This window comes from Paracoccaceae bacterium Fryx2 (genome assembly GCA_032334235.1).
Classification (GTDB): Bacteria; Pseudomonadota; Alphaproteobacteria; order Rhodobacterales; family Rhodobacteraceae; genus JAVSGI01.
In genome coordinates this window covers 84,374-104,181 of the sequence record JAVSGI010000008.1, presented here as the reverse complement: position 1 = coordinate 104,181, position 19,808 = coordinate 84,374, and the positions used below count along the sequence as shown (strand labels likewise).

General features: G+C 59.4%; 15 protein-coding genes and 1 pseudogene. 13 read left to right on the top strand and 3 right to left on the bottom strand.

Going from position 1 to position 19,808, the window contains the following annotated elements:
- Positions 1-26: 26 nt before the first annotated feature.
- From RNZ50_26475 to RNZ50_26415, 13 genes and pseudogenes are all read left to right on the top strand, one after another.
- Complete coding sequence (locus RNZ50_26475) at positions 27-3,050, top strand: type I restriction endonuclease subunit R (GenBank protein ID MDT8858505.1); 3,024 nt, start codon at positions 27-29, stop codon at positions 3,048-3,050.
- Between the two features lie 10 nt (positions 3,051-3,060).
- Complete coding sequence (locus RNZ50_26470) at positions 3,061-4,362, top strand: restriction endonuclease subunit S (protein MDT8858504.1); 1,302 nt, start codon at positions 3,061-3,063, stop codon at positions 4,360-4,362.
- On the top strand, positions 4,359-5,600 hold the full coding sequence (locus RNZ50_26465) for an AAA family ATPase (GenBank protein ID MDT8858503.1): 1,242 nt from the start codon (positions 4,359-4,361) through the stop codon (positions 5,598-5,600). The genes RNZ50_26470 and RNZ50_26465 overlap by 4 nt, the downstream gene beginning before the upstream one ends.
- Positions 5,597-6,769, top strand: a complete 1,173-nt coding sequence (locus tag RNZ50_26460) for an N-6 DNA methylase (protein ID MDT8858502.1) — start codon at positions 5,597-5,599, stop codon at positions 6,767-6,769. Before RNZ50_26465 ends, RNZ50_26460 begins: the two co-directional genes overlap by 4 nt.
- Positions 6,770-6,856: 87 nt before the next feature.
- Positions 6,857-8,395, top strand: coding sequence for an IS21 family transposase (gene istA, locus RNZ50_26455; protein ID MDT8858501.1), 1,539 nt, complete (start codon positions 6,857-6,859; stop codon positions 8,393-8,395).
- A gap of 12 nt (positions 8,396-8,407) precedes the next feature.
- Positions 8,408-9,169, top strand: coding sequence for an IS21-like element helper ATPase IstB (istB, locus tag RNZ50_26450; GenBank protein MDT8858500.1), 762 nt, complete (start codon positions 8,408-8,410; stop codon positions 9,167-9,169).
- Positions 9,170-9,223: 54 nt separating this feature from the next.
- Positions 9,224-9,811, top strand: a complete 588-nt coding sequence (locus RNZ50_26445; protein ID MDT8858499.1) for an N-6 DNA methylase — start codon at positions 9,224-9,226, stop codon at positions 9,809-9,811.
- Between the two features lie 326 nt (positions 9,812-10,137).
- The gene (gene istA / locus RNZ50_26440; protein MDT8858498.1) at positions 10,138-11,646 is read left to right on the top strand and encodes an IS21 family transposase; all 1,509 of its coding nucleotides are present in this window, start codon (positions 10,138-10,140) and stop codon (positions 11,644-11,646) included.
- Entirely contained in the window at positions 11,643-12,128 is a 486-nt protein-coding gene (locus RNZ50_26435; protein ID MDT8858497.1) for an ATP-binding protein, read from the top strand. Before istA (RNZ50_26440) ends, RNZ50_26435 begins: the two co-directional genes overlap by 4 nt.
- Positions 12,129-12,215: 87 nt before the next feature.
- Entirely contained in the window at positions 12,216-13,754 is a 1,539-nt protein-coding gene (gene istA, locus RNZ50_26430) for an IS21 family transposase (protein ID MDT8858496.1), read from the top strand.
- A 12-nt stretch (positions 13,755-13,766) separates the two neighbouring features.
- Positions 13,767-14,528: an IS21-like element helper ATPase IstB gene (gene istB / locus RNZ50_26425; GenBank protein ID MDT8858495.1), complete on the top strand. Its 762-nt coding sequence runs from the start codon at positions 13,767-13,769 to the stop codon at positions 14,526-14,528.
- 120 nt (positions 14,529-14,648) lie between these two features.
- A pseudogene (locus RNZ50_26420) lies at positions 14,649-15,044 on the top strand (ATP-binding protein).
- Between the two features lie 541 nt (positions 15,045-15,585).
- Positions 15,586-16,608 (top strand): IS30 family transposase, encoded by a 1,023-nt coding sequence (locus RNZ50_26415; GenBank protein MDT8858494.1) that lies wholly within the window; start codon positions 15,586-15,588, stop codon positions 16,606-16,608.
- 292 nt (positions 16,609-16,900) lie between these two features.
- Here the strand turns inward: RNZ50_26415 and RNZ50_26410 are convergent, their stop codons facing one another.
- The 3 genes from RNZ50_26410 to RNZ50_26400 are packed head-to-tail and all read right to left on the bottom strand — an operon-like array spanning position 16,901 to position 19,690.
- Positions 16,901-17,893 (bottom strand): histidine kinase dimerization/phosphoacceptor domain -containing protein, encoded by a 993-nt coding sequence (locus RNZ50_26410; GenBank protein ID MDT8858493.1) that lies wholly within the window; start codon positions 17,891-17,893, stop codon positions 16,901-16,903.
- A gap of 28 nt (positions 17,894-17,921) precedes the next feature.
- Positions 17,922-18,362 carry a response regulator gene (locus tag RNZ50_26405; protein ID MDT8858492.1) on the bottom strand — a complete coding sequence of 147 codons (441 nt, stop codon included), beginning with the start codon at positions 18,360-18,362 and terminating at the stop codon, positions 17,922-17,924.
- Positions 18,359-19,690 (bottom strand): ATP-binding protein, encoded by a 1,332-nt coding sequence (locus RNZ50_26400; protein ID MDT8858491.1) that lies wholly within the window; start codon positions 19,688-19,690, stop codon positions 18,359-18,361. Before RNZ50_26400 ends, RNZ50_26405 begins: the two co-directional genes overlap by 4 nt.
- Positions 19,691-19,808 lie beyond the last annotated feature (118 nt).

Genomic DNA, 19,808 nt, shown 5'->3' with positions numbered 1-19,808 from the left:
TTCACGCGATGACTTCTGTAATGACAATGAGCAAAGCAGAGCGCGATCTTGAAGAAGATTTTGTCGCCAAATTGCGCGATCTCAAATATGAATACCGCCCTGATATTCGCGATCGAGCTAAACTGGAAGAGAACTTCAGGCGGAAGTTCGAACAACTGAATCGCGTCACTCTCACCGATGGCGAATTTCAGCGGCTGCTTGATGAAATCGTCACGCCGGACGTTTTTACAGCAGCGCGAACGCTTCGCGAGCGGAACAATTTCACCCGCGATGATGGCACGCCGCTGAACTACACCCTCGTCAACATCAGGGACTGGTGCAAGAATTCCTTTGAGGTGGTCAACCAGCTTCGTATCAACACAGACAACAGCCATCATCGCTATGACGTCATTCTCCTAGTCAACGGGGTGCCGGTTGTTCAGATCGAACTGAAAACCCTTGGCATAAACCCGCGTCGTGCGATGGAGCAGATCGTCGAATACAAGAACGACCCCGGGAACGGTTATACCAAAACCATCCTGTGCTTTCTTCAGCTCTTTATCGTCAGCAACCGCGATCGGACGTTCTACTTCGCGAACAACAATACACGCCATTTCGCCTTCAATGCCGATGAGCGCTTTCTGCCGGTCTATGAGTTCGCGGATGTCGACAACAAGAAAATTGTCCATCTCGACAGTTTCGCCGATACGTTCCTCGTCAAATGCACCCTCGGCCAGACGATCAGCAGATACATGGTTCTGGTTGCAGGTGAGCAGAAGCTGCTGATGATGCGGCCTTATCAGGTCTACGCGGTGAAAGCGATTGTCGACTCCATCGCGCAGGATTGTGGCAACGGCTATATCTGGCACACCACAGGCAGCGGCAAGACGCTGACTTCCTTCAAAGCTTCAACGCTACTGAAGGACAACGACGACGTCGAAAAGTGCCTGTTCGTGGTGGACCGCAAGGATCTGGATCGGCAGACGCGTGAGGAGTTTAACAGGTTCCAAGAAGGTTGTGTCGAAGAGAACACCAACACCGCCGCCCTTGTCCGCCGCCTGGTCTCGGACGACCATGCCGACAAGGTCATCGTCTGCACGATCCAGAAGCTGGGTCTCGCCCTGGACGAAAACAGCAAGCGCAACAAACAGCAGAAGAAGGACGGCAAGAAAAGCTTCAAGGAACAGCTGGAGCCCCTGCGCGACAAGCGCATCGCCTTTATCTTCGACGAATGCCACCGGTCGCAATTCGGCGAAAACCACAAGGCAATCAAGGAGTTCTTCCCGCGTGCCCAGCTGTTCGGTTTCACCGGAACGCCGATCTTCGATCAGAACGCCGCTCAGCAGAAGATCGAAGACACTCAGGCCAGCATGAAGACAACGGAAGACCTCTTCCAGCAGCGCCTTCACACCTACACGATCACCCATGCGATCGAGGACGGCAACGTCCTTCGGTTCCATGTCGACTACTTCAAGCCGCAGGGCAAAACCCTGCCGAAGCCGGGCGAACCGCTGGCCAAGCGGGCGGTCATCGAGGCGATCCTCTCCAAGCATGACCAAGCCACCGGCCAGCGTCGGTTCAACGCCCTGCTCGCAACATCGTCGATCAATGAGGCCATCGAGTATCATGGGCTGTTCAAGACCATGCAGGCCGAAAAGCTGCTCGCCGATCCCGGCTTCAAGCCGCTGAACATCGCCTGTGTGTTCTCTCCGCCTGCTGAGGGCAATGCGGACGTTAAGCAGATCCAAGAAGACCTGCCGCAGGAGAAGGAAGACAACGCCGTCGAGCCGGAAAAGAAGAAGGAGGCCCTGAAGGCCATCCTCGCCGACTACAATGCCCACTACGGCACCAACCACAAGATCGGCGAGTTCGATCTGTATTATCAGGACGTCCAGAAGCGCATCAAGGACCAGCAATGGCCGGATGCCGACCTGCGCAAGGCTTACCCGAACCAGCCGCACCAAAAAATCGACATCACGATTGTCGTCGACATGCTGCTGACCGGCTTTGACTCCAAGTTCCTGAACACCCTCTACGTGGACAAGAACCTGAAGCATCACGGCCTGATCCAGGCCTTTTCGCGAACCAACCGCGTGCTGAACGCCACCAAGCCCTATGGCAACATCCTCGACTTCCGGCAACAGCAGGCGGCCGTCGATGCAGCCATCGCCCTCTTCTCGGGCGAGGCCGCTGCTGAGAAGGCCCGTGAAATCTGGCTGGTGGACAAGGCCCCAGTGGTCATCCAGAAACTGGAAAGTGCGGTGCAAAAGCTCGACACTTTTATGAAGTCGCAGGGCCTCGATTGCGCCCCCGAAGCCGTGCCCAACCTGAAGGGCGACGCGGCCCGCGCGGCGTTCATCGAGCATTTCAAAGAGGTCCAGCGTCTCAAGACCCAGCTTGACCAGTATACAGACCTGACCCCGGAAAACGCCGCAACGATCGAACAGGTCCTGCCGCGCGATAATCTTCTGGGCTTTCGTGGTGCCTATCTGGAAACGGCCCAGCGCCTTCGGGCTCAGCAAGGCAAGGGCGCGGACAAGCCCAGCGAGGACGCCGACCAGCTGGACTTTGAATTCGTCCTCTTTGCCTCGGCTGTCATTGACTATGACTACATCATGGGCCTGATCGCCCGCTATTCTGATGCAACACCCGGCAAGCAGAAGATGAGCCGTGAGGAGCTAATCGGCCTGATACAGTCCGATGCCAAGTTCATAGACCAGCGTGAGGATATCGCGGCCTACATCAACACCCTCAAGGCGGGTGAGGGCCTGAGCGAAAAGGCCATCCGCGACGGTTACAGCCGCTTCAAGGCGGAGAAGAACGCGGCGGAACTGGCGGGCATTGCGGGCGCGCACGGGCTTGCCACCGAGGCGCTGCAAGGCTTTGTCGACACCATCCTGCAACGCATGATCTTCGATGGCGAGGCGCTGACCGACCTGATGGAACCACTCGGCCTCAACTGGAAGGCGCGGCGGGTGAAGGAACTGGACCTAATGGCCGACCTGATGCCGCTGCTGCTGAAGCGGGCTGGCGGCCGTGAGATTTCGGGGCTTAGCGCTTATGACCAGTAAATCAAAGCCCGTGACACATGAAGATGGCGGCACTGGGATAGCAACGCCTAAACTTCGCTTTCCCGAGTTTCTCAACACTGAAGGATGGAAAGAAACCCTCCTTCAAAAGATTGCTCGGCCAGTAAAAGAACGGGCGACGACCGGAGATAAGGACCATGTTCTGAGCCTTTCGGGGGAGCATGGCCTCATACTGCAAAGTGACTACTTTGGTAAGAAGATCGCTGGCGACAGCACCGATCGTTACCTGAAGATTCGTAAAGACGATTTTGTCTACAACGATCGGACGACCAAGGCGTCCAGCTTTGGCACGATCAAACGACTTTCCAACTATCCGGCTGGGATCGTCTCGCCCATATATAAATGCTTCCGCTTCCAGCCGAGTGAGAACCCAATTTTCTGGGAATGGTATTTCGAGTCGGGAAGCCATGAGCCGGCGCTTGGCGGGCTGGTGAACGAGGGTGCAAGAGCAGGCCGGTTCAATATTTCAGTTACACAGTTCCTTTCGACCAGTGCGTGGCGGCCAGACGAAGCCGAACAACAAAAGATCGCCGACTGCTTAGCCTCTGCGGACGCGCTGATCGAGGCGCATGGGCGGAAGATGGAGGCGCTTAGGGCCTACAAGAAGGGCCTGATGCGGTGGCTTTTTCCCCAAGAAGGCGAAACCCAACCCCGCCTTCGCTTCCCTGAGTTTCAGGATGCGGAGGAGTGGGCGGCGAGCGAACTCGGCTCAAAAACAGTCAAAGTGGGCAGCGGAATAACTCCAAACGGCGGTGACCGAAACTACAAGTCATTGGGAAGGCCATTCGTGCGTAGCCAAAACGTTGGATGGGGAAAGCTGCTATTGGATGATGTCGTATTTCTTGACGAGGAAACCCATAGTTCGTTCCCCTCTACCGAAATTAGGCTCGGCGATGTACTGCTTAACATAACGGGGGCATCTATCGGGAGAAGTGCGGTAGCAGATGCCCGTATTGTCGGCGGAAATGTAAATCAGCATGTTTGCATAATTCGTACAAAGAAAATGGAGCTGAACCTCTTTTACCTGAACCAATACTTGATCTCTCCAGAGGGTCAAAAACAGATTGACAGCTTCCAAGCGGGGGGAAATCGTCAGGGGCTAAACTTCGCACAAATAAGAATGTTTTCTATTCCGCTTCCGCCAGAGTTTGACGAACAGGAACGCATCGCCGACTGCCTCACCTCACTCGACGACCTCATCGCCGCCGAGACCGGCAAGCTCTATACGCTCAAGACCCACAAGAAGGGCCTGATGCAGCAGCTTTTCCCTTCGGTCGGGGAGGCTAATGCATGAGCAATTACAAGAACCTGAAGACTTTGGTGGCCAGACTTCGCGACGATTTGAACAATCCAACGAAGCCAATCTCTTTGGTCTTGCTTTACGCCTACAATCGTACCGGCAAGACACGCCTGTCCATGGAGTTCAAAGACGCAGGGAAACGCAAGACCACGAAAAACCTGAACGGGACGCCCGACACCCTCTATTTCAACGCCTTCACCGAGGATCTGTTCGTCTGGGAAAATGACCTTGACGGCGACAGCGTGCGGCGCCTGCAACTGAACGAAAAGTCATCCTTTTTCAACGCGATGACGGAACTCGCGTTGGACGAAACGATTGCCCGCTACCTTTCCCGCTACGCCGATTTCGATTTCGACTTCACCTACAAGGACGTTCAGCAGGGCAAAGATATCGTCTCCAAACCGGATTTCGTAAGCTTCCGAAAAGGCGGCGAGTCCAACATCAAGGTATCTCGCGGTGAACAGAACATCTTCATCTGGTGCATCTTCATGGCGATCTGCGAACGGATGCTGGATGGGCATGAATCCTATCAGGGGAAGAAGTATCTTTACATCGATGACCCAGTCTCGTCGTTGGACGACAACAACGCGATCTCCGTCGCCTGTGACCTGGCCAAGCTCCTCCGCCGGGCGGCAACGCGAAGGAATGCCGAAGGCGCGCTCGCCCCGATCAAGGTGATCTTCTCTTCGCACCACGCACTTTTCTTCAACGTTATGTGCAACGAAGTCGGCCGGAAGATTGATGACGCGCCTTCGATCGATCATCGGCGCTATTTCTTGCACCGCCCGAGCGGCGACGGCACCTACACGCTTCAGGCGACGGAAGACACGCCGTTCTTTCATCATGTGGCGACGCTCGCTGAATTGCAGCGTGCTACTGATCCAAAGAAGGGGAAGCTCTACACTTTCCACTTCAACGCCCTGCGCAGTGTTATGGAGAAGACGGCGTCTTTCTTTGGGCATCCGAACATCGCCTTTTGCCTTAAAGCGCTCGACAACGATGAAGATCGCGCACTGTTCAACCGTGCCCTGAACCTTCTGAGCCACGGCGCCTATGCCATCCATGAACCCACGGAGATGGGCGAGGACAACAAGAAACTGTTCCGCCGCGTCTTGGCCGAGTTCGTCAATCGTTTTGAATTTGCCTTGCCTAATGTTGGCCCCGCTCACACTTCGGCACCGGCACCGGCACCGGCACCGGCACCGGCACCTCAGGGAACACCCGCACCATGAACGACCAAATCCAAAAACAACTGGGCAAAACGCTCTGGAGCATTGCTGACCAGCTTCGCGGTTCCATGAACGCGGACGATTTCCGCGACTACATGCTGTCCTTCCTGTTCCTGCGCTACCTGTCGGACAACTACGAGGCGGCGGCCAAACGGGAACTCGGAAGTGACTACCCCGATCTGGCGGATGTTCTTGAGCGCACCGGTGCCAGCACGCCACTGCAGGCATGGTACGAGGACAACCCGAACGACGTGGCCGAGTTCGAAAAGCAGATGCGCCGCAAGGTGCACTACGTCGTCCAGCCGCCCTATCTGTGGAACAACATCGCCAATCTGGCCCGTACACAAAGTGATGAGCTGCTGCTGACGCTCTACGAGGGCTTCAAATACATCGAGAACGAGTCCTTCCAGAGCACGTTCGGAGGCTTGTTTTCGGAGATCAACCTTTACTCGGAAAAGCTTGGCAAGACCCAAACGGACAAGAACAAGAAGCTCTGTTCCATCATCGCCGAGGTCGCCAGGGGGCTGGCCGAGTTCTCGTCAGAGGTAGATCATCTGGGTGATGCCTACGAATATCTGATCGGACAGTTTGCTGCCGGTTCCGGCAAGAAGGCGGGCGAGTTCTACACCCCGCAGCAGATATCGGACATTCTTTCGACGATCGTGACTCTGGACAGTCAGGAACCGGCCACGGGAAAGAAGGACCGCCTGGCAAGCGTTCTGGACTTTGCCTGCGGATCTGGTTCGCTGTTGCTGAACGTTCGCAACCGGATGGGTGCGCACGGCATCGGCAAGATTTTCGGCCAAGAAAGCAATATCACGACTTACAACCTCGCCCGTATGAACATGCTGCTGCATGGGGTGAAGGATACTGAGTTCGAGATATTCCACGGCGACACCCTCGAAAACGAGTGGGACATTCTTAAGGAGATGAACCCCGCCAAGAAGCCCTCATTCGATGCTATTGTTGCCAACCCGCCCTTCAGCCTTCGCTGGGAACCGACCGATGCCATGGGCGACGACGTGCGGTTCAAGAACTACGGGCTAGCGCCCAAGTCGGCCGCGGATTTCGCCTTCCTGCTGCACGGTTTCCACTTCCTGAAGGATGAGGTGCGTGTTTCGCTTGATGGTGGGCATCGATTTCACGGGATCATGGGCAGTCATTTCGCGTGAAGCTGGGCACTGATTTCGCGGGATCGCGGGCAGGTCTGGTCGGCAAATTGAGGATAGTTGCGCCTTCAGGAATGAAGGGGTGGCTTGATGCCGACAGGACGATTGAACATGCGCCGGATACGAGATGTTTTGCGATTGAAGCTTGGGCAAGGCCTGAGCGAGCGGTCCATTGCCGCTTCCCTCGGTCTGAGCAAGGGGAGCGTCGGAAGCTACACCCAACGGGCGCGTCATGCCGGGCTCACGTGGCCCTTGCCGGAGGGGATCGATGACGACAGCCTTGAACTTCTTTTGTTTCCAGCCCCGCCCACGGTGCCGGACGCGGAGCGGCTTGTGCCCGACTGGGCGGAGATTGACCGCGAGTTGCGCCGCCCTGGGGTGACGCGGATGCTGCTCTGGGAAGAATACCGTGCCGCGCACCCCGGGGGTTTTGCCTATACTTGGTTTTGCACGCATTACGAGGCTTGGAAGGGTCGGGTGCGCCCGACGATGCGCCAGACACATGTGGGCGGCGAGAAGGTGTTCGTCGACTTTGCCGGCGACACCATCGACGTGATCGACCCCACGACCGGCGAAGCGCGGGCCATGAAGCTGTTCGTGGCGGCAATGGGGGCATCGAATCACACCTATGCCGAGGCGGTGGCATCGGAGGGGTTGGAAGATTGGATCCTCGCGCATATCCGGATGTTCGCCTTTCTGGGCGGCGTGCCAAAGGCGGTGGTTCCGGACAATCTGAAGTCCGCCGTGATCAAGGCAGACCGGTTTGATCCGGGGCTGAACCGGACCTATGCCGAGATGGCGGCGCATTATGGCACCGCCGTTCTGCCCGCCCGGCCGCGCAAACCCCGGGACAAGGCGAAGGTGGAAGTGGCTGTCCAAGTGGCACAACGCTGGATTCTGGCGCGGCTGCGGAACCACCGGTTCTTCTCATTGGCCGAGTTGAACGTGGCGATCCGGCGGCTGCTGGACGAGTTGAACATGCGCGTGATGCGCGGCTATGGCGCCAGCCGCGCCGATCTGTTTGCCACTTTGGATCGGCCCAATCTTCAGCCCCTACCGCCCGAACCTTATGTCTTCGCCCGCTGGAAGCGCGCCCGCGTGGCACCCGACTATCACGTTGAGGTCGACAGCTCATGGTATTCCGTGCCCTTCGCGCTGATCAAACAAGAGGTCGATGTTCGCACAAGCGGCCAGACGGTCGAGATATTCCATCGTGGTCAGAGGGTTGCGAGCCACGTGCGCACCCCGGGGCGGCGCAGCCATGTCACCGTGGCCGACCATATGCCATCGGCCCATCGTCGCTTTGCCGAATGGACCCCGGCCAGAATGCTGGCGCAGGCAACCAAGACCGGCCCCGCCGTCGCCGCCTTTTGCGAGATGGTGATGGCTGACCGCCCCCATCCTGAACAGGGGTTCCGCACCTGCCTGGGTGTGCTGGCCTTGGTCAAAACCTATGGGCCGGAGCGCGTTGATGCGGCCTGCCAGCGGGGTGTGACCATCCGGGCCCGCACCGTCACCTCCATTCGTTCGATCCTCAAGACCGGCCTCGATCGCGCCTTCCTGGAAGGCTCCGAAGAGGTCGCCCCCCTCCAGCACGCCAACATTCGTGGCGGCAGCTATTACCATTGAGAAAGGACTAAAATGCTGACCCATCCCACCCACGACCGACTGTTGGCGCTCGGCCTGACCGGCATTGCATCGGCGCTCGAAGAACAACGCAGGTCAACCGCCTTCGACGCCCTCTCGTTCGAAGAGCGTCTCGGCCTGCTGGTCGACCGCGAGGCTGCAGAGCGCGACACCAAGAAACTGGCCTCCCGGCTCAAGTTTGCGGCTCTGCGCCAAGATGCCAGCGTCGAGGATCTGGACCTGCGCAGCCCACGTGGTCTTGACCGCAGTGTCATGGCGCATCTTGCCGATGGCGGCTGGATCGCCCGGCACGAGAACCTGCTGATAACCGGGCCGACCGGTTTGGGCAAAAGCTGGATCGCCTGCGCCCTTGGCCACAAGGCGTGCCGGGATGGGCGGCCCGTCCTCTATCAACGTGCGCCGCGCATGTTCGAGGCCCTTGCTCTGGCCCGTGGCGATGGCCGCCATGAACGCATCCTCAAAACCATCGCCCGCATGGATGTGCTGATCATTGACGATTGGGGCCTCGCCGTCCTCACCGCCCCGGAGCGCCGTGACCTGCTGGAAATCCTCGAAGACCGCCACGGCCGCGCTTCCACCATCGTCACAAGCCAACTCCCCGTTGACCAGTGGCACGAAGCCATCGGCGACCCAACGCTCGCAGATGCCATCCTCGACCGCCTCGTTCACAACGCACACCGCCTCACCCTCTCAGGTGAAAGCCTGCGCAGGCGCTCCGCCGTCACAAAAAAGCTTGACCAAATCGTTCAAGCCTGACTCCATGAAAGCGTCGGCCAGCCTGCCCACGATCCCGTGAAATGACTGCCCAGAATGGCGCGAAACGCGTGCCCACGATCGCGCGAAATCAGCGCCCATTCTCCGCGAAATCCGCAGGATGAGGGCGTCATGGCCATCATTCTGCCCCACGGCGTACTGTTCAGAGGCGGGGCCGAAGAGCGCATCCGTACCAAGCTGCTGAAGGACGGTCACATAGACACAGTCATCGGCCTGCCCGCGAACCTATTCTACTCTACCGGCATCCCGGTGTGCATCCTCGTGCTCAAGAAGTGCAAGAAGCCCGATGACGTTCTCTTTATCAACGCTGCAGAGCACTTTGCGAAGGGAAAACGCCAGAACCAGCTCACGGACGAACACATCGCCAAGATCATCGACACCTACCAGTTCCGCACTGAACAAGACCGTTACTCCAAGCGGGTAAGCATGGAGCGGATCGCTGAGGAGGGCTACAACCTCAATATTTCCCGCTACATCAGCACCGCTGTGGGCGAGGAAGAGATTGCGTTGGAAGATACACAAAGTGAGCTGGTCGCGATTGAAAAACAGGTTCGTGAGGCAACGGGGAGGCACAATAGCTTTTTGAAGGAACTTGGCCTTTCGCTTCTGCCAGGGGGTGATTGAGTCGAGTCCGACGGAAGTCCGGGCGCTGGGTGTCGTGTTCCAGCGTTCTAGGAAATAGAAGTGAGCGTAACGGAGACGATCGGGCGATTGAAGCGGGTCAACAATAGGTCAACCTATTTAACTACCTCGTTCCCCGTTTGGACCCGTCCTGTTCAGCGACAACCATCTTGGCCGGTGCCGACAACCACCTTGGCCGGTGGGGCTGAACGGAAGACGGGCATGCCCGTCTGGAGGGCAGCCCCACCGGCCTGATTGATTTCGGGGAAGGTGCTGGTCGCTGCGGGTTGGTAAGCCGGGTTCCTCTGCCGTCAAACGGAGGATCCGGGTTGGCCTACAAACCCATCAACGACCAGCAATTGAGATTATACATGTCCGACCTCCGATATCACAGTCAGCGCACGTCGGCCGCCCGCGCCGGGTTCAGCGAGCGCACGGCCCGACGGTTCGATGCCAACCCGACGCTGCCCTCGAACCGCAAGATCGTTCACGGGCGCACGGTGGCCGATCCCCTCGAAGGCTTTTGGGAGGGCGACATCCTTCCCTTGCTGGAGAGGGACAGCGCCTTGCAGGCCGTCACCCTGCTGCGCCACCTTCAGGGCCTGCATCCGCTGGCCTTCCCCGATGACCGGATCCGGCGCACCCTGGAACGGCGGGTGCGGCAGTGGCGGGCGTTGAACGGGCCCGAGCGCGACATCATCTTCCGCCAGACGCCGGAGCCGGGCCGCATGGCCCAGTCCGACTTCACTCATGCCGAGGAGCTGGAGGTGACGATCGCGGGCCAGCTATTCCCGCATCTGCTCTACCACTTCGTCATGGTCTACAGCCGGTGGGAGCATGTCGGGGTGGTCCTGGGCGGGGAGAGCTTCACGGCCTTGGCCGAGAACCTGCAGCAGGCGCTCTGGTCGCTCGGCGGGGCACCACAGGAGCATCGCACCGACAGCCTCTCGGCCGCTTTCCGCAACCTGACGGCTGACCAGCGCCAGGATATCACCACGCGCTACAATGCCTTCGTCGGCCATTACGGCATGGAGGCCAGTCGCAACAACCGCGGCGAGGCTCATGAGAACGGCGCGGTGGAATCCCAGAACCGGCACCTCAAGAAAGCCATCGAACAGGCGCTGATCCTGCGCGGCAGCCGCGACTTCGCCAGCATCGAGGACTACCGGCGCTTCATCGACATTCTGGTGGCACGGCGCAACCGGCAGCGGGCGGCGGCCACGCAGGTGGAACGGGCGCATCTGAAGCCCCTGCCGCGCAGGCGCACCACCGACTTTACAGAGACCGTGGTTCCGGTCACCCGCACCAGCGGCTTTCTGGTCAAGAGCATCTTCTACAGCGCCCCGTCGCAGCTGATCGGGCAGCGCTTGCGGGTCCACCTTTACGACGATCGCCTTGAGGCCTTTCTCGGCAGCACCCTGGTCGTCAGCCATACAAGGGCGCGTGGTCGCGGCGACGGCCATCGCGTGCATGTCATCAACTACCATCACGTCATCCACGCGCTGCGGCGCAAACCGCAAGCCCTGTGGAGTTCGATCTACCGCGACAGCCTGTTCCCGCGAACCGAATACGCTGCAGCCTGGCAGGTGCTGCAGCGTGATCTGCCCCGCCGCGACGCCTGCCGCCGCATGGTCGACCTGCTGTTCATCGCCCACGACCGGGCCTGCGAGGCGGAACTGGCGCATCTCCTGACGGACGATCTCGACGCCGGCCGGGTGCCGGACCCTGACCTGCTGATGCTCCGCCTGAGCCCGAAGCAAACGGCGCTGCCGACAGATGTCACCGTCGCCCATCCCTCGCTCGACAGCTTCGATGCCCTTCTGGGAGCCTGCGCATGACCTCCCGCGAGATCGACATCCACACGCTGCCCAGCATGCTGACCGCGCTGCGCCTGCCCAGCTTCCACAAGCTTTGGGCCGACATCGCCACCCGCGCCGATGCCGAAGGCTGGCCCGCTGCCCGCTTTCTGGCTGTCCTCGCGGAATACGAACTGGCCGAGCGCGACATGCGCCGCATTCAGCGCCACATGAACGAGGCACAGCTACCGGCTGGCAAGACGCTGGCGACCTTCGACTTCAAGGCGCTGCCAACCCTGCCGCGTGCCCGGGTGGAAGCTCTGGCGGCCGGCGACTGGCTGGAGGGTGGCGGCAATCTGATCGCCATCGGCAATTCCGGCACGGGCAAAACGCACATTCTCTGCGCGATAGGCCATGCCCTGATCGAGCGGGGACACCGCGTGTTCTATACCCGCACCAGCGTGCGTGTTTCGCTTGATGGTGGGCATCGATTTCACGGGATCATGGGCAGTCATTTCGCGTGAAGCTGGGCACTGATTTCGCGGGATCGCGGGCAGGTCTGGTCGGCAAATTGAGGATAGTTGCGCCTTCAGGAATGAAGGGGTGGCTTGATGCCGACAGGACGATTGAACATGCGCCGGATACGAGATGTTTTGCGATTGAAGCTTGGGCAAGGCCTGAGCGAGCGGTCCATTGCCGCTTCCCTCGGTCTGAGCAAGGGGAGCGTCGGAAGCTACACCCAACGGGCGCGTCATGCCGGGCTCACGTGGCCCTTGCCGGAGGGGATCGATGACGACAGCCTTGAACTTCTTTTGTTTCCAGCCCCGCCCACGGTGCCGGACGCGGAGCGGCTTGTGCCCGACTGGGCGGAGATTGACCGCGAGTTGCGCCGCCCTGGGGTGACGCGGATGCTGCTCTGGGAAGAATACCGTGCCGCGCACCCCGGGGGTTTTGCCTATACTTGGTTTTGCACGCATTACGAGGCTTGGAAGGGTCGGGTGCGCCCGACGATGCGCCAGACACATGTGGGCGGCGAGAAGGTGTTCGTCGACTTTGCCGGCGACACCATCGACGTGATCGACCCCACGACCGGCGAAGCGCGGGCCATGAAGCTGTTCGTGGCGGCAATGGGGGCATCGAATCACACCTATGCCGAGGCGGTGGCATCGGAGGGGTTGGAAGATTGGATCCTCGCGCATATCCGGATGTTCGCCTTTCTGGGCGGCGTGCCAAAGGCGGTGGTTCCGGACAATCTGAAGTCCGCCGTGATCAAGGCAGACCGGTTTGATCCGGGGCTGAACCGGACCTATGCCGAGATGGCGGCGCATTATGGCACCGCCGTTCTGCCCGCCCGGCCGCGCAAACCCCGGGACAAGGCGAAGGTGGAAGTGGCTGTCCAAGTGGCACAACGCTGGATTCTGGCGCGGCTGCGGAACCACCGGTTCTTCTCATTGGCCGAGTTGAACGTGGCGATCCGGCGGCTGCTGGACGAGTTGAACATGCGCGTGATGCGCGGCTATGGCGCCAGCCGCGCCGATCTGTTTGCCACTTTGGATCGGCCCAATCTTCAGCCCCTACCGCCCGAACCTTATGTCTTCGCCCGCTGGAAGCGCGCCCGCGTGGCACCCGACTATCACGTTGAGGTCGACAGCTCATGGTATTCCGTGCCCTTCGCGCTGATCAAACAAGAGGTCGATGTTCGCACAAGCGGCCAGACGGTCGAGATATTCCATCGTGGTCAGAGGGTTGCGAGCCACGTGCGCACCCCGGGGCGGCGCAGCCATGTCACCGTGGCCGACCATATGCCATCGGCCCATCGTCGCTTTGCCGAATGGACCCCGGCCAGAATGCTGGCGCAGGCAACCAAGACCGGCCCCGCCGTCGCCGCCTTTTGCGAGATGGTGATGGCTGACCGCCCCCATCCTGAACAGGGGTTCCGCACCTGCCTGGGTGTGCTGGCCTTGGTCAAAACCTATGGGCCGGAGCGCGTTGATGCGGCCTGCCAGCGGGGTGTGACCATCCGGGCCCGCACCGTCACCTCCATTCGTTCGATCCTCAAGACCGGCCTCGATCGCGCCTTCCTGGAAGGCTCCGAAGAGGTCGCCCCCCTCCAGCACGCCAACATTCGTGGCGGCAGCTATTACCATTGAGAAAGGACTAAAATGCTGACCCATCCCACCCACGACCGACTGTTGGCGCTCGGCCTGACCGGCATTGCATCGGCGCTCGAAGAACAACGCAGGTCAACCGCCTTCGACGCCCTCTCGTTCGAAGAGCGTCTCGGCCTGCTGGTCGACCGCGAGGCTGCAGAGCGCGACACCAAGAAACTGGCCTCCCGGCTCAAGTTTGCGGCTCTGCGCCAAGATGCCAGCGTCGAGGATCTGGACCTGCGCAGCCCACGTGGTCTTGACCGCAGTGTCATGGCGCATCTTGCCGATGGCGGCTGGATCGCCCGGCACGAGAACCTGCTGATAACCGGGCCGACCGGTTTGGGCAAAAGCTGGATCGCCTGCGCCCTTGGCCACAAGGCGTGCCGGGATGGGCGGCCCGTCCTCTATCAACGTGCGCCGCGCATGTTCGAGGCCCTTGCTCTGGCCCGTGGCGATGGCCGCCATGAACGCATCCTCAAAACCATCGCCCGCATGGATGTGCTGATCATTGACGATTGGGGCCTCGCCGTCCTCACCGCCCCGGAGCGCCGTGACCTGCTGGAAATCCTCGAAGACCGCCACGGCCGCGCTTCCACCATCGTCACAAGCCAACTCCCCGTTGACCAGTGGCACGAAGCCATCGGCGACCCAACGCTCGCAGATGCCATCCTCGACCGCCTCGTTCACAACGCACACCGCCTCACCCTCTCAGGTGAAAGCCTGCGCAGGCGCTCCGCCGTCACAAAAAAGCTTGACCAAATCGTTCAAGCCTGACTCCATGAAAGCGTCGGCCAGCCTGCCCACGATCCCGTGAAATGACTGCCCAGAATGGCGCGAAACGCGTGCCCACGATCGCGCGAAATCAGCGCCCATTCTCCGCGAAATCCGCACACCAGCGATCTGGTGCAGCGACTTCAGGCCGCCCGCCGCGATCTGGTGCTCGAAGCCGCGCTCGCCAAGCTCGACAAGTTCGACCTGATCATCCTCGACGACATCACCTACGCCCACAAGGATCAGGCCGAGACAGGCGTGCTCTTCGAACTGATCGCCCGGCGCTACGAATACCGCAGCATCGCCATCGCCGCCAACCAGCCCTTCAGCGGCTGGGACCAGATCTTCCCGGACAAGGCGATGACCGTCGCCGCCATCGACCGGCTGGTTCATCACGCAGCGATCCTGGAGATGAATGCCGAAAGCTTCCGCCAGCGCGCGGCCGCCTCCAACAAAGAGGCGCTGAGCAGACCGCCAACGACAACCATCGCCGACAACAAGGACAAAGGAGAAGGCTGAGCGAAAAACAATTCCAGATACGCCAACCCAGCGGCCTAAAACCGGCCAACGTGGTTGACGGTCACGGACATGCTGGTTGACGCGCTACACCGTCCGCTGCGGTTGGTTGCGGCGCGATGCGGTTAGAAAACGTCGACGGTTCAAAAGGTTATCGTGTAACCTGTTGAAATAAAACGATAGCCGCTCTTCCGGGAGATGAGGCTCATAACCTGAAGGTCGTAGGTTCAAATCCTACTCCCGCAACCAAATTCTCAAGAGATAACAATGCTTTACGCCCCGCAAATCGCGGGGCGTTTTGCTGCCCGAATTCTAGGTCAACAATAGGTCAACAAAAGAGGTCAAACCGCGGAAGCAACGCAGGAGCGCCCGGTTCGCCTAACCGATCAACTCTCTGACCTGATCGACGATGTTATCCGTAGAATAGGGCTTTGCCGCCACGCGGAATGTGTTGGGGGGAAACCCTTGCAGATCAGGCAGCTTGTCTCCTTAGGCTCAAGTTGCAAGTGCAACACCGCCGCCCTTTTGGGCATAGGATGTTGCGATGGACAGACGAAGCAAGCACCTCAGCAGCGAGGAACGTGGCGTGATACTCGCCGAACATAACCGGGGCAGCAGCCAGCAGGCGATCGGGATGCTTCTTGACCGGTCGGCGAGCACGATTTGCCGGGAACTGGTGCGGGGTCGTCAGGACGATGGCACCTATTGCCCTCAATTGGCGCGGCTGGTTTACGACGTTCGCCGGACGCGATGTCGGCGCGCTCGCAAGCTGATCGAAGGCGACGCGACCCATCGCTTCGTGCACAGCCATCTTGTTCATCGGCGCTGGTCTCCCGAGCAGATTGCGCACAGACTGCGGCTCATGCATCCCGATGACCCTGCTGCCCGCGTCAGCCACGAGACCATCTACGCCGCGATCTATGCCCAGCCGCGTGGCGGCCTGAAGGCGGCAATGATCGAGGCGCTGCGCCAGGCAAAACCTGTGCGCGGGCGGCGGCGCACGACGCTGGCGGGAAGCGCCATGGTCCCGGAAACATTGCGGATTATCAACCGACCTGAGGAAATCGAGGCGCGGCTGGTACCCGGCCACTGGGAAGGTGACTTGATCAAGGGCGCCTTCAATCGTTCCTCGGTGGGCACTTTGGTTGAGCGCAAGACCCGCTTCGTCGTTCTATGCAAAATGAATGGAAATGGGGCCGAGGCGGTTCTCGACAGCTTCACCCGGCAGATGAAGCGGCTGCCAGCAGCGCTTCGCAAAAGCATGACTTATGATCGTGGGTCGGAAATGGCCTGCCACCCGGAACTTGCCCGCCGACTGAAGATCGATATCTGGTTCTGCGATCCGCATGCCCCCTGGCAGCGCGGCAGCAACGAGAACACCAACGGCCTCTTGCGCCAGTTCATGCCCAAAGGCACCGATCTCAGCGATGCCAGCCAAACCTGGCTCAACGACGTCGCAGCCCTGATGAACAACCGCCCCAGAAAAACCCTCGGTTGGAAAACACCCGCCGAAGCCATGGCCGAAGAAATGGCCGCCTTCAATGAAGCCGTTGCACTTGCAATTTGAATCCGCCCTCTCCCCGAGCAGATGATGAAGGGCACACCGGGCTGGTTGGTGTGCAACCATTCACAGAGCCCGATCCCATCCATCGAACCTGGCATCTGCACGTCCGTTATCACGATATTGATGTCCTGCCGATTTTCAAACTCACGAACAGCAGCATCGGCACAGTTTGCTTCGACAACGGTGAATCCCGCGTCCTCCATCGCATCTGCCAATGACATACGGATCAGGGCCTCGTCTTCAACGACGAGGACGACCCGAGGTGACGTTTCAATGATGAGCGATGCCGGACTGGTCAAACAAACCTCAACATTACCGACGTTCCATTGCCCGGGGTCGACACAGTCTCGACCTCGACACGCGCTTCCTCCGCCAACGAGCGAAGCAGTCGGAACCCAAGACCTTTCACTGGGGAGCCGGTCTCAAACCCCAAACCGTCATCCTCGATTTCGATTTCAGGGTGATTGCCACCCACTCGCACCCGTATCGTCAATTTACCTTGATTGGACTCTGGCCATGCGTGCTTCATCGCATTCAGGATAAGCTCGTAGCACAGCAGGGCAAGAGGCATGGCGCGATCGACCTCTATCGTCAGCGGTCCGTCGAATTCGTTTACCACCGTGGCGCAACCATAAACGTCGGCCAGCGTCTGGGCGACGTCGGAAAGGGCAATGCAGAAATCGACGCGATCGAACGCTCCCGCCTCGTAGATGCGCGACTGGACCGCACCGAGGGCTTGCAGACGACCTGTGATCTCTTTGAAATGCTCGCGCGTGGTGTCATCGACCTGACGGCTGCGATAATGCAGAAGGCCGATCATCGTTTGAAGGTTGTTCTTCACCCGGTGATGCAATTCACGCACGATCGTATCTCGATGGGCAACCATTGCCACGAGTTCCGCCTCTCGATTCGACAATGCAACGCGCGATCGCGCAATCTCCACGGCCATTTTCAATGAGGCCCGCAAGCGCGGCAATTGACGGGGCGACTTTACGACATAGTCATCCAATCCAGCCTTCATGAGATCTACCGCGACCATCTCGTTCCCGGTGCCTGTGAACATCACCACGGGGCAGGCAGGATAGCGATCCTTGACTGCGGACAGCACCACGCCTCCGTTTGTCCAAGAGATATCCAGATCGGTCACGACTAGGTCAGGAGCGGCGGCATTGATTGCCGCATCCAGTTCGGCGAGGTCAAGCGGCTCAATCAACTCGGCGTCGGGAAACAGCGCGTCCACTTCGCGGTGCACCAGCAGTCGGTCGTCCGGATTGTCATCAACAATCAAAATTCTCATCGGATCGGTACGACTCTGCTCATTGGTACGGTCCTTGGTTGAGGGTGATCCAATACATGTTCAACGAGCGGACCATTTCGAGTAAGGCGTCCTGACGGACAGGTTTGACAAGATAGGAATTGGCTCCCAATTCATAGGCACGTTTGATATCCCCGGATTGGTTTGATGACGTCAGCATCACAACCGGGATGTGCTTTGTCCTGTCTTGATGTCGCACGAAGCTAAGGACGTCGAAACCCGATCTCTTCGGCAATTTGATATCGAGAAGAATTAGTCTCGGAAGCGGATGTTGCAACTTATAGGCAGGATCGTGATTGCTGCCAAGGTATTCGACCGCTGCATCCCCATCCTGCACCACGAACAAAGGCCGGTCGATCCCTGCCTTTTCAAAAGCGTATTCGATAAGTTCGATGTCGTCGGGGTTATCCTCGACCAGAAGGATTGTGGATGTACCGGTCATGCGCTGCGTTTTTCCTGCCGTTCGGACCACTCGGCTGTACCCTCGGCGGTTGCGAGTTCTACCCAGAAGCGGCTGCCTACTCCAAGTGTCGACTCGACCCCACTGCTTCCGCCCATGCACTCGGCTCCTTTCTTGACGATCGCCAGACCAATCCCGGTGCCCGGGTAGGTTTCTTCACCGTGAAGCCGCTCGAACACGTTGAAAATACCGGCTTGGTGTTCAGGCGCAATGCCGATGCCGTTGTCCTCCACCCACAGCCGCACGCGGTCGCCTTCCCGGCTGGCGCAAACGCGAACCTGCCCATGTTCGTCGGGTTTCCTGAACTTTGCGGCATTACTGACAAGATTGGACAGGACCTGGCCTAGCACGACGGGTTCGGCCAGCACGGGCGGCAAGGTGTCGGAAATTTCGATGGTGACCTTACCTCCCTGCTCTGCGCGTGCCTCGTCAGCAGCCGTCAACGCCAACGGTTTGGGGTCTACGACGCGAAGCTTGGCGTCGTATCGCTGCAGTCGGCTATAGGCGAGAAGATCGTTAATCAACTTCTCCATCCGCTCTGCGGCCAGCACGATACGGTTTGCAAACCGCTCACCTTTCGTGCCCAGCTGGTCACCAAAGTCATCCAACAGGATACGCGCGAAGCCCTCCATTGCGCGGAGCGGGGCGCGCAGATCGTGGCTGATGGTATAGGCAAAGGCATCAAGCTGAGCGTTCGATTTGCCTAGCGCGCCGGTTCGATCTGCAACCTGGACTTCCAGTGCTTCACGCAGACGCCGCTCCTCCTTGCGGACCTCATCGATAACTCGAAGGCGATCCACCGTTGCTGCAAGGATGTTGGCATAGCTGCGAAGAAACGCCGTGTCGTTGGCCGAAAACTCACGCGCTTCCCGACTGTCGATCTGAAGTATGCCAAACGGAGGTTTGCCTTTTCTCCCGATGATGATGACATTGGCAACTGCCCTAACGCCGTTCTCCGTTAGAAAGGGCGGATACCTGAAACGGGTTTCGGTTGTGATATCGGGTGAGGTCATCGGCTCTCCCGTCTTGAGCGCATGGCCTTCGGAGGTATCGTCAGCCGCCATGATGGTGGCCACTCCGACAACGCCGGGCTTCCAGCCTACCCCGGCACGGACGAGCAGGGTCTTTCCATCGGCTTGCAGTTCGACGACCTTGGCCAGGTCCGTGCCAAGCGCCTCGCCCGCCAAACGGCAGGCTTCGGTCAGGATTTCGTCCAGATCGTCGGACATCAATGCCATTTCACCGAACTGCGCGAGGGCAGTCTGCTGACGCAACAGTTCTTGATGTCCTCCAGGTGCGCCGTCGACCATCTGGGCTCTCCCGGCTCACAATGAGCCTAATTCAAAAATGTCGCACCTCAAAAAGTCGAGCCGCGGTGCTTGATTTGGCTAACCGTTCTGAACGCGAAATCCGGCACATCCCAAGGTC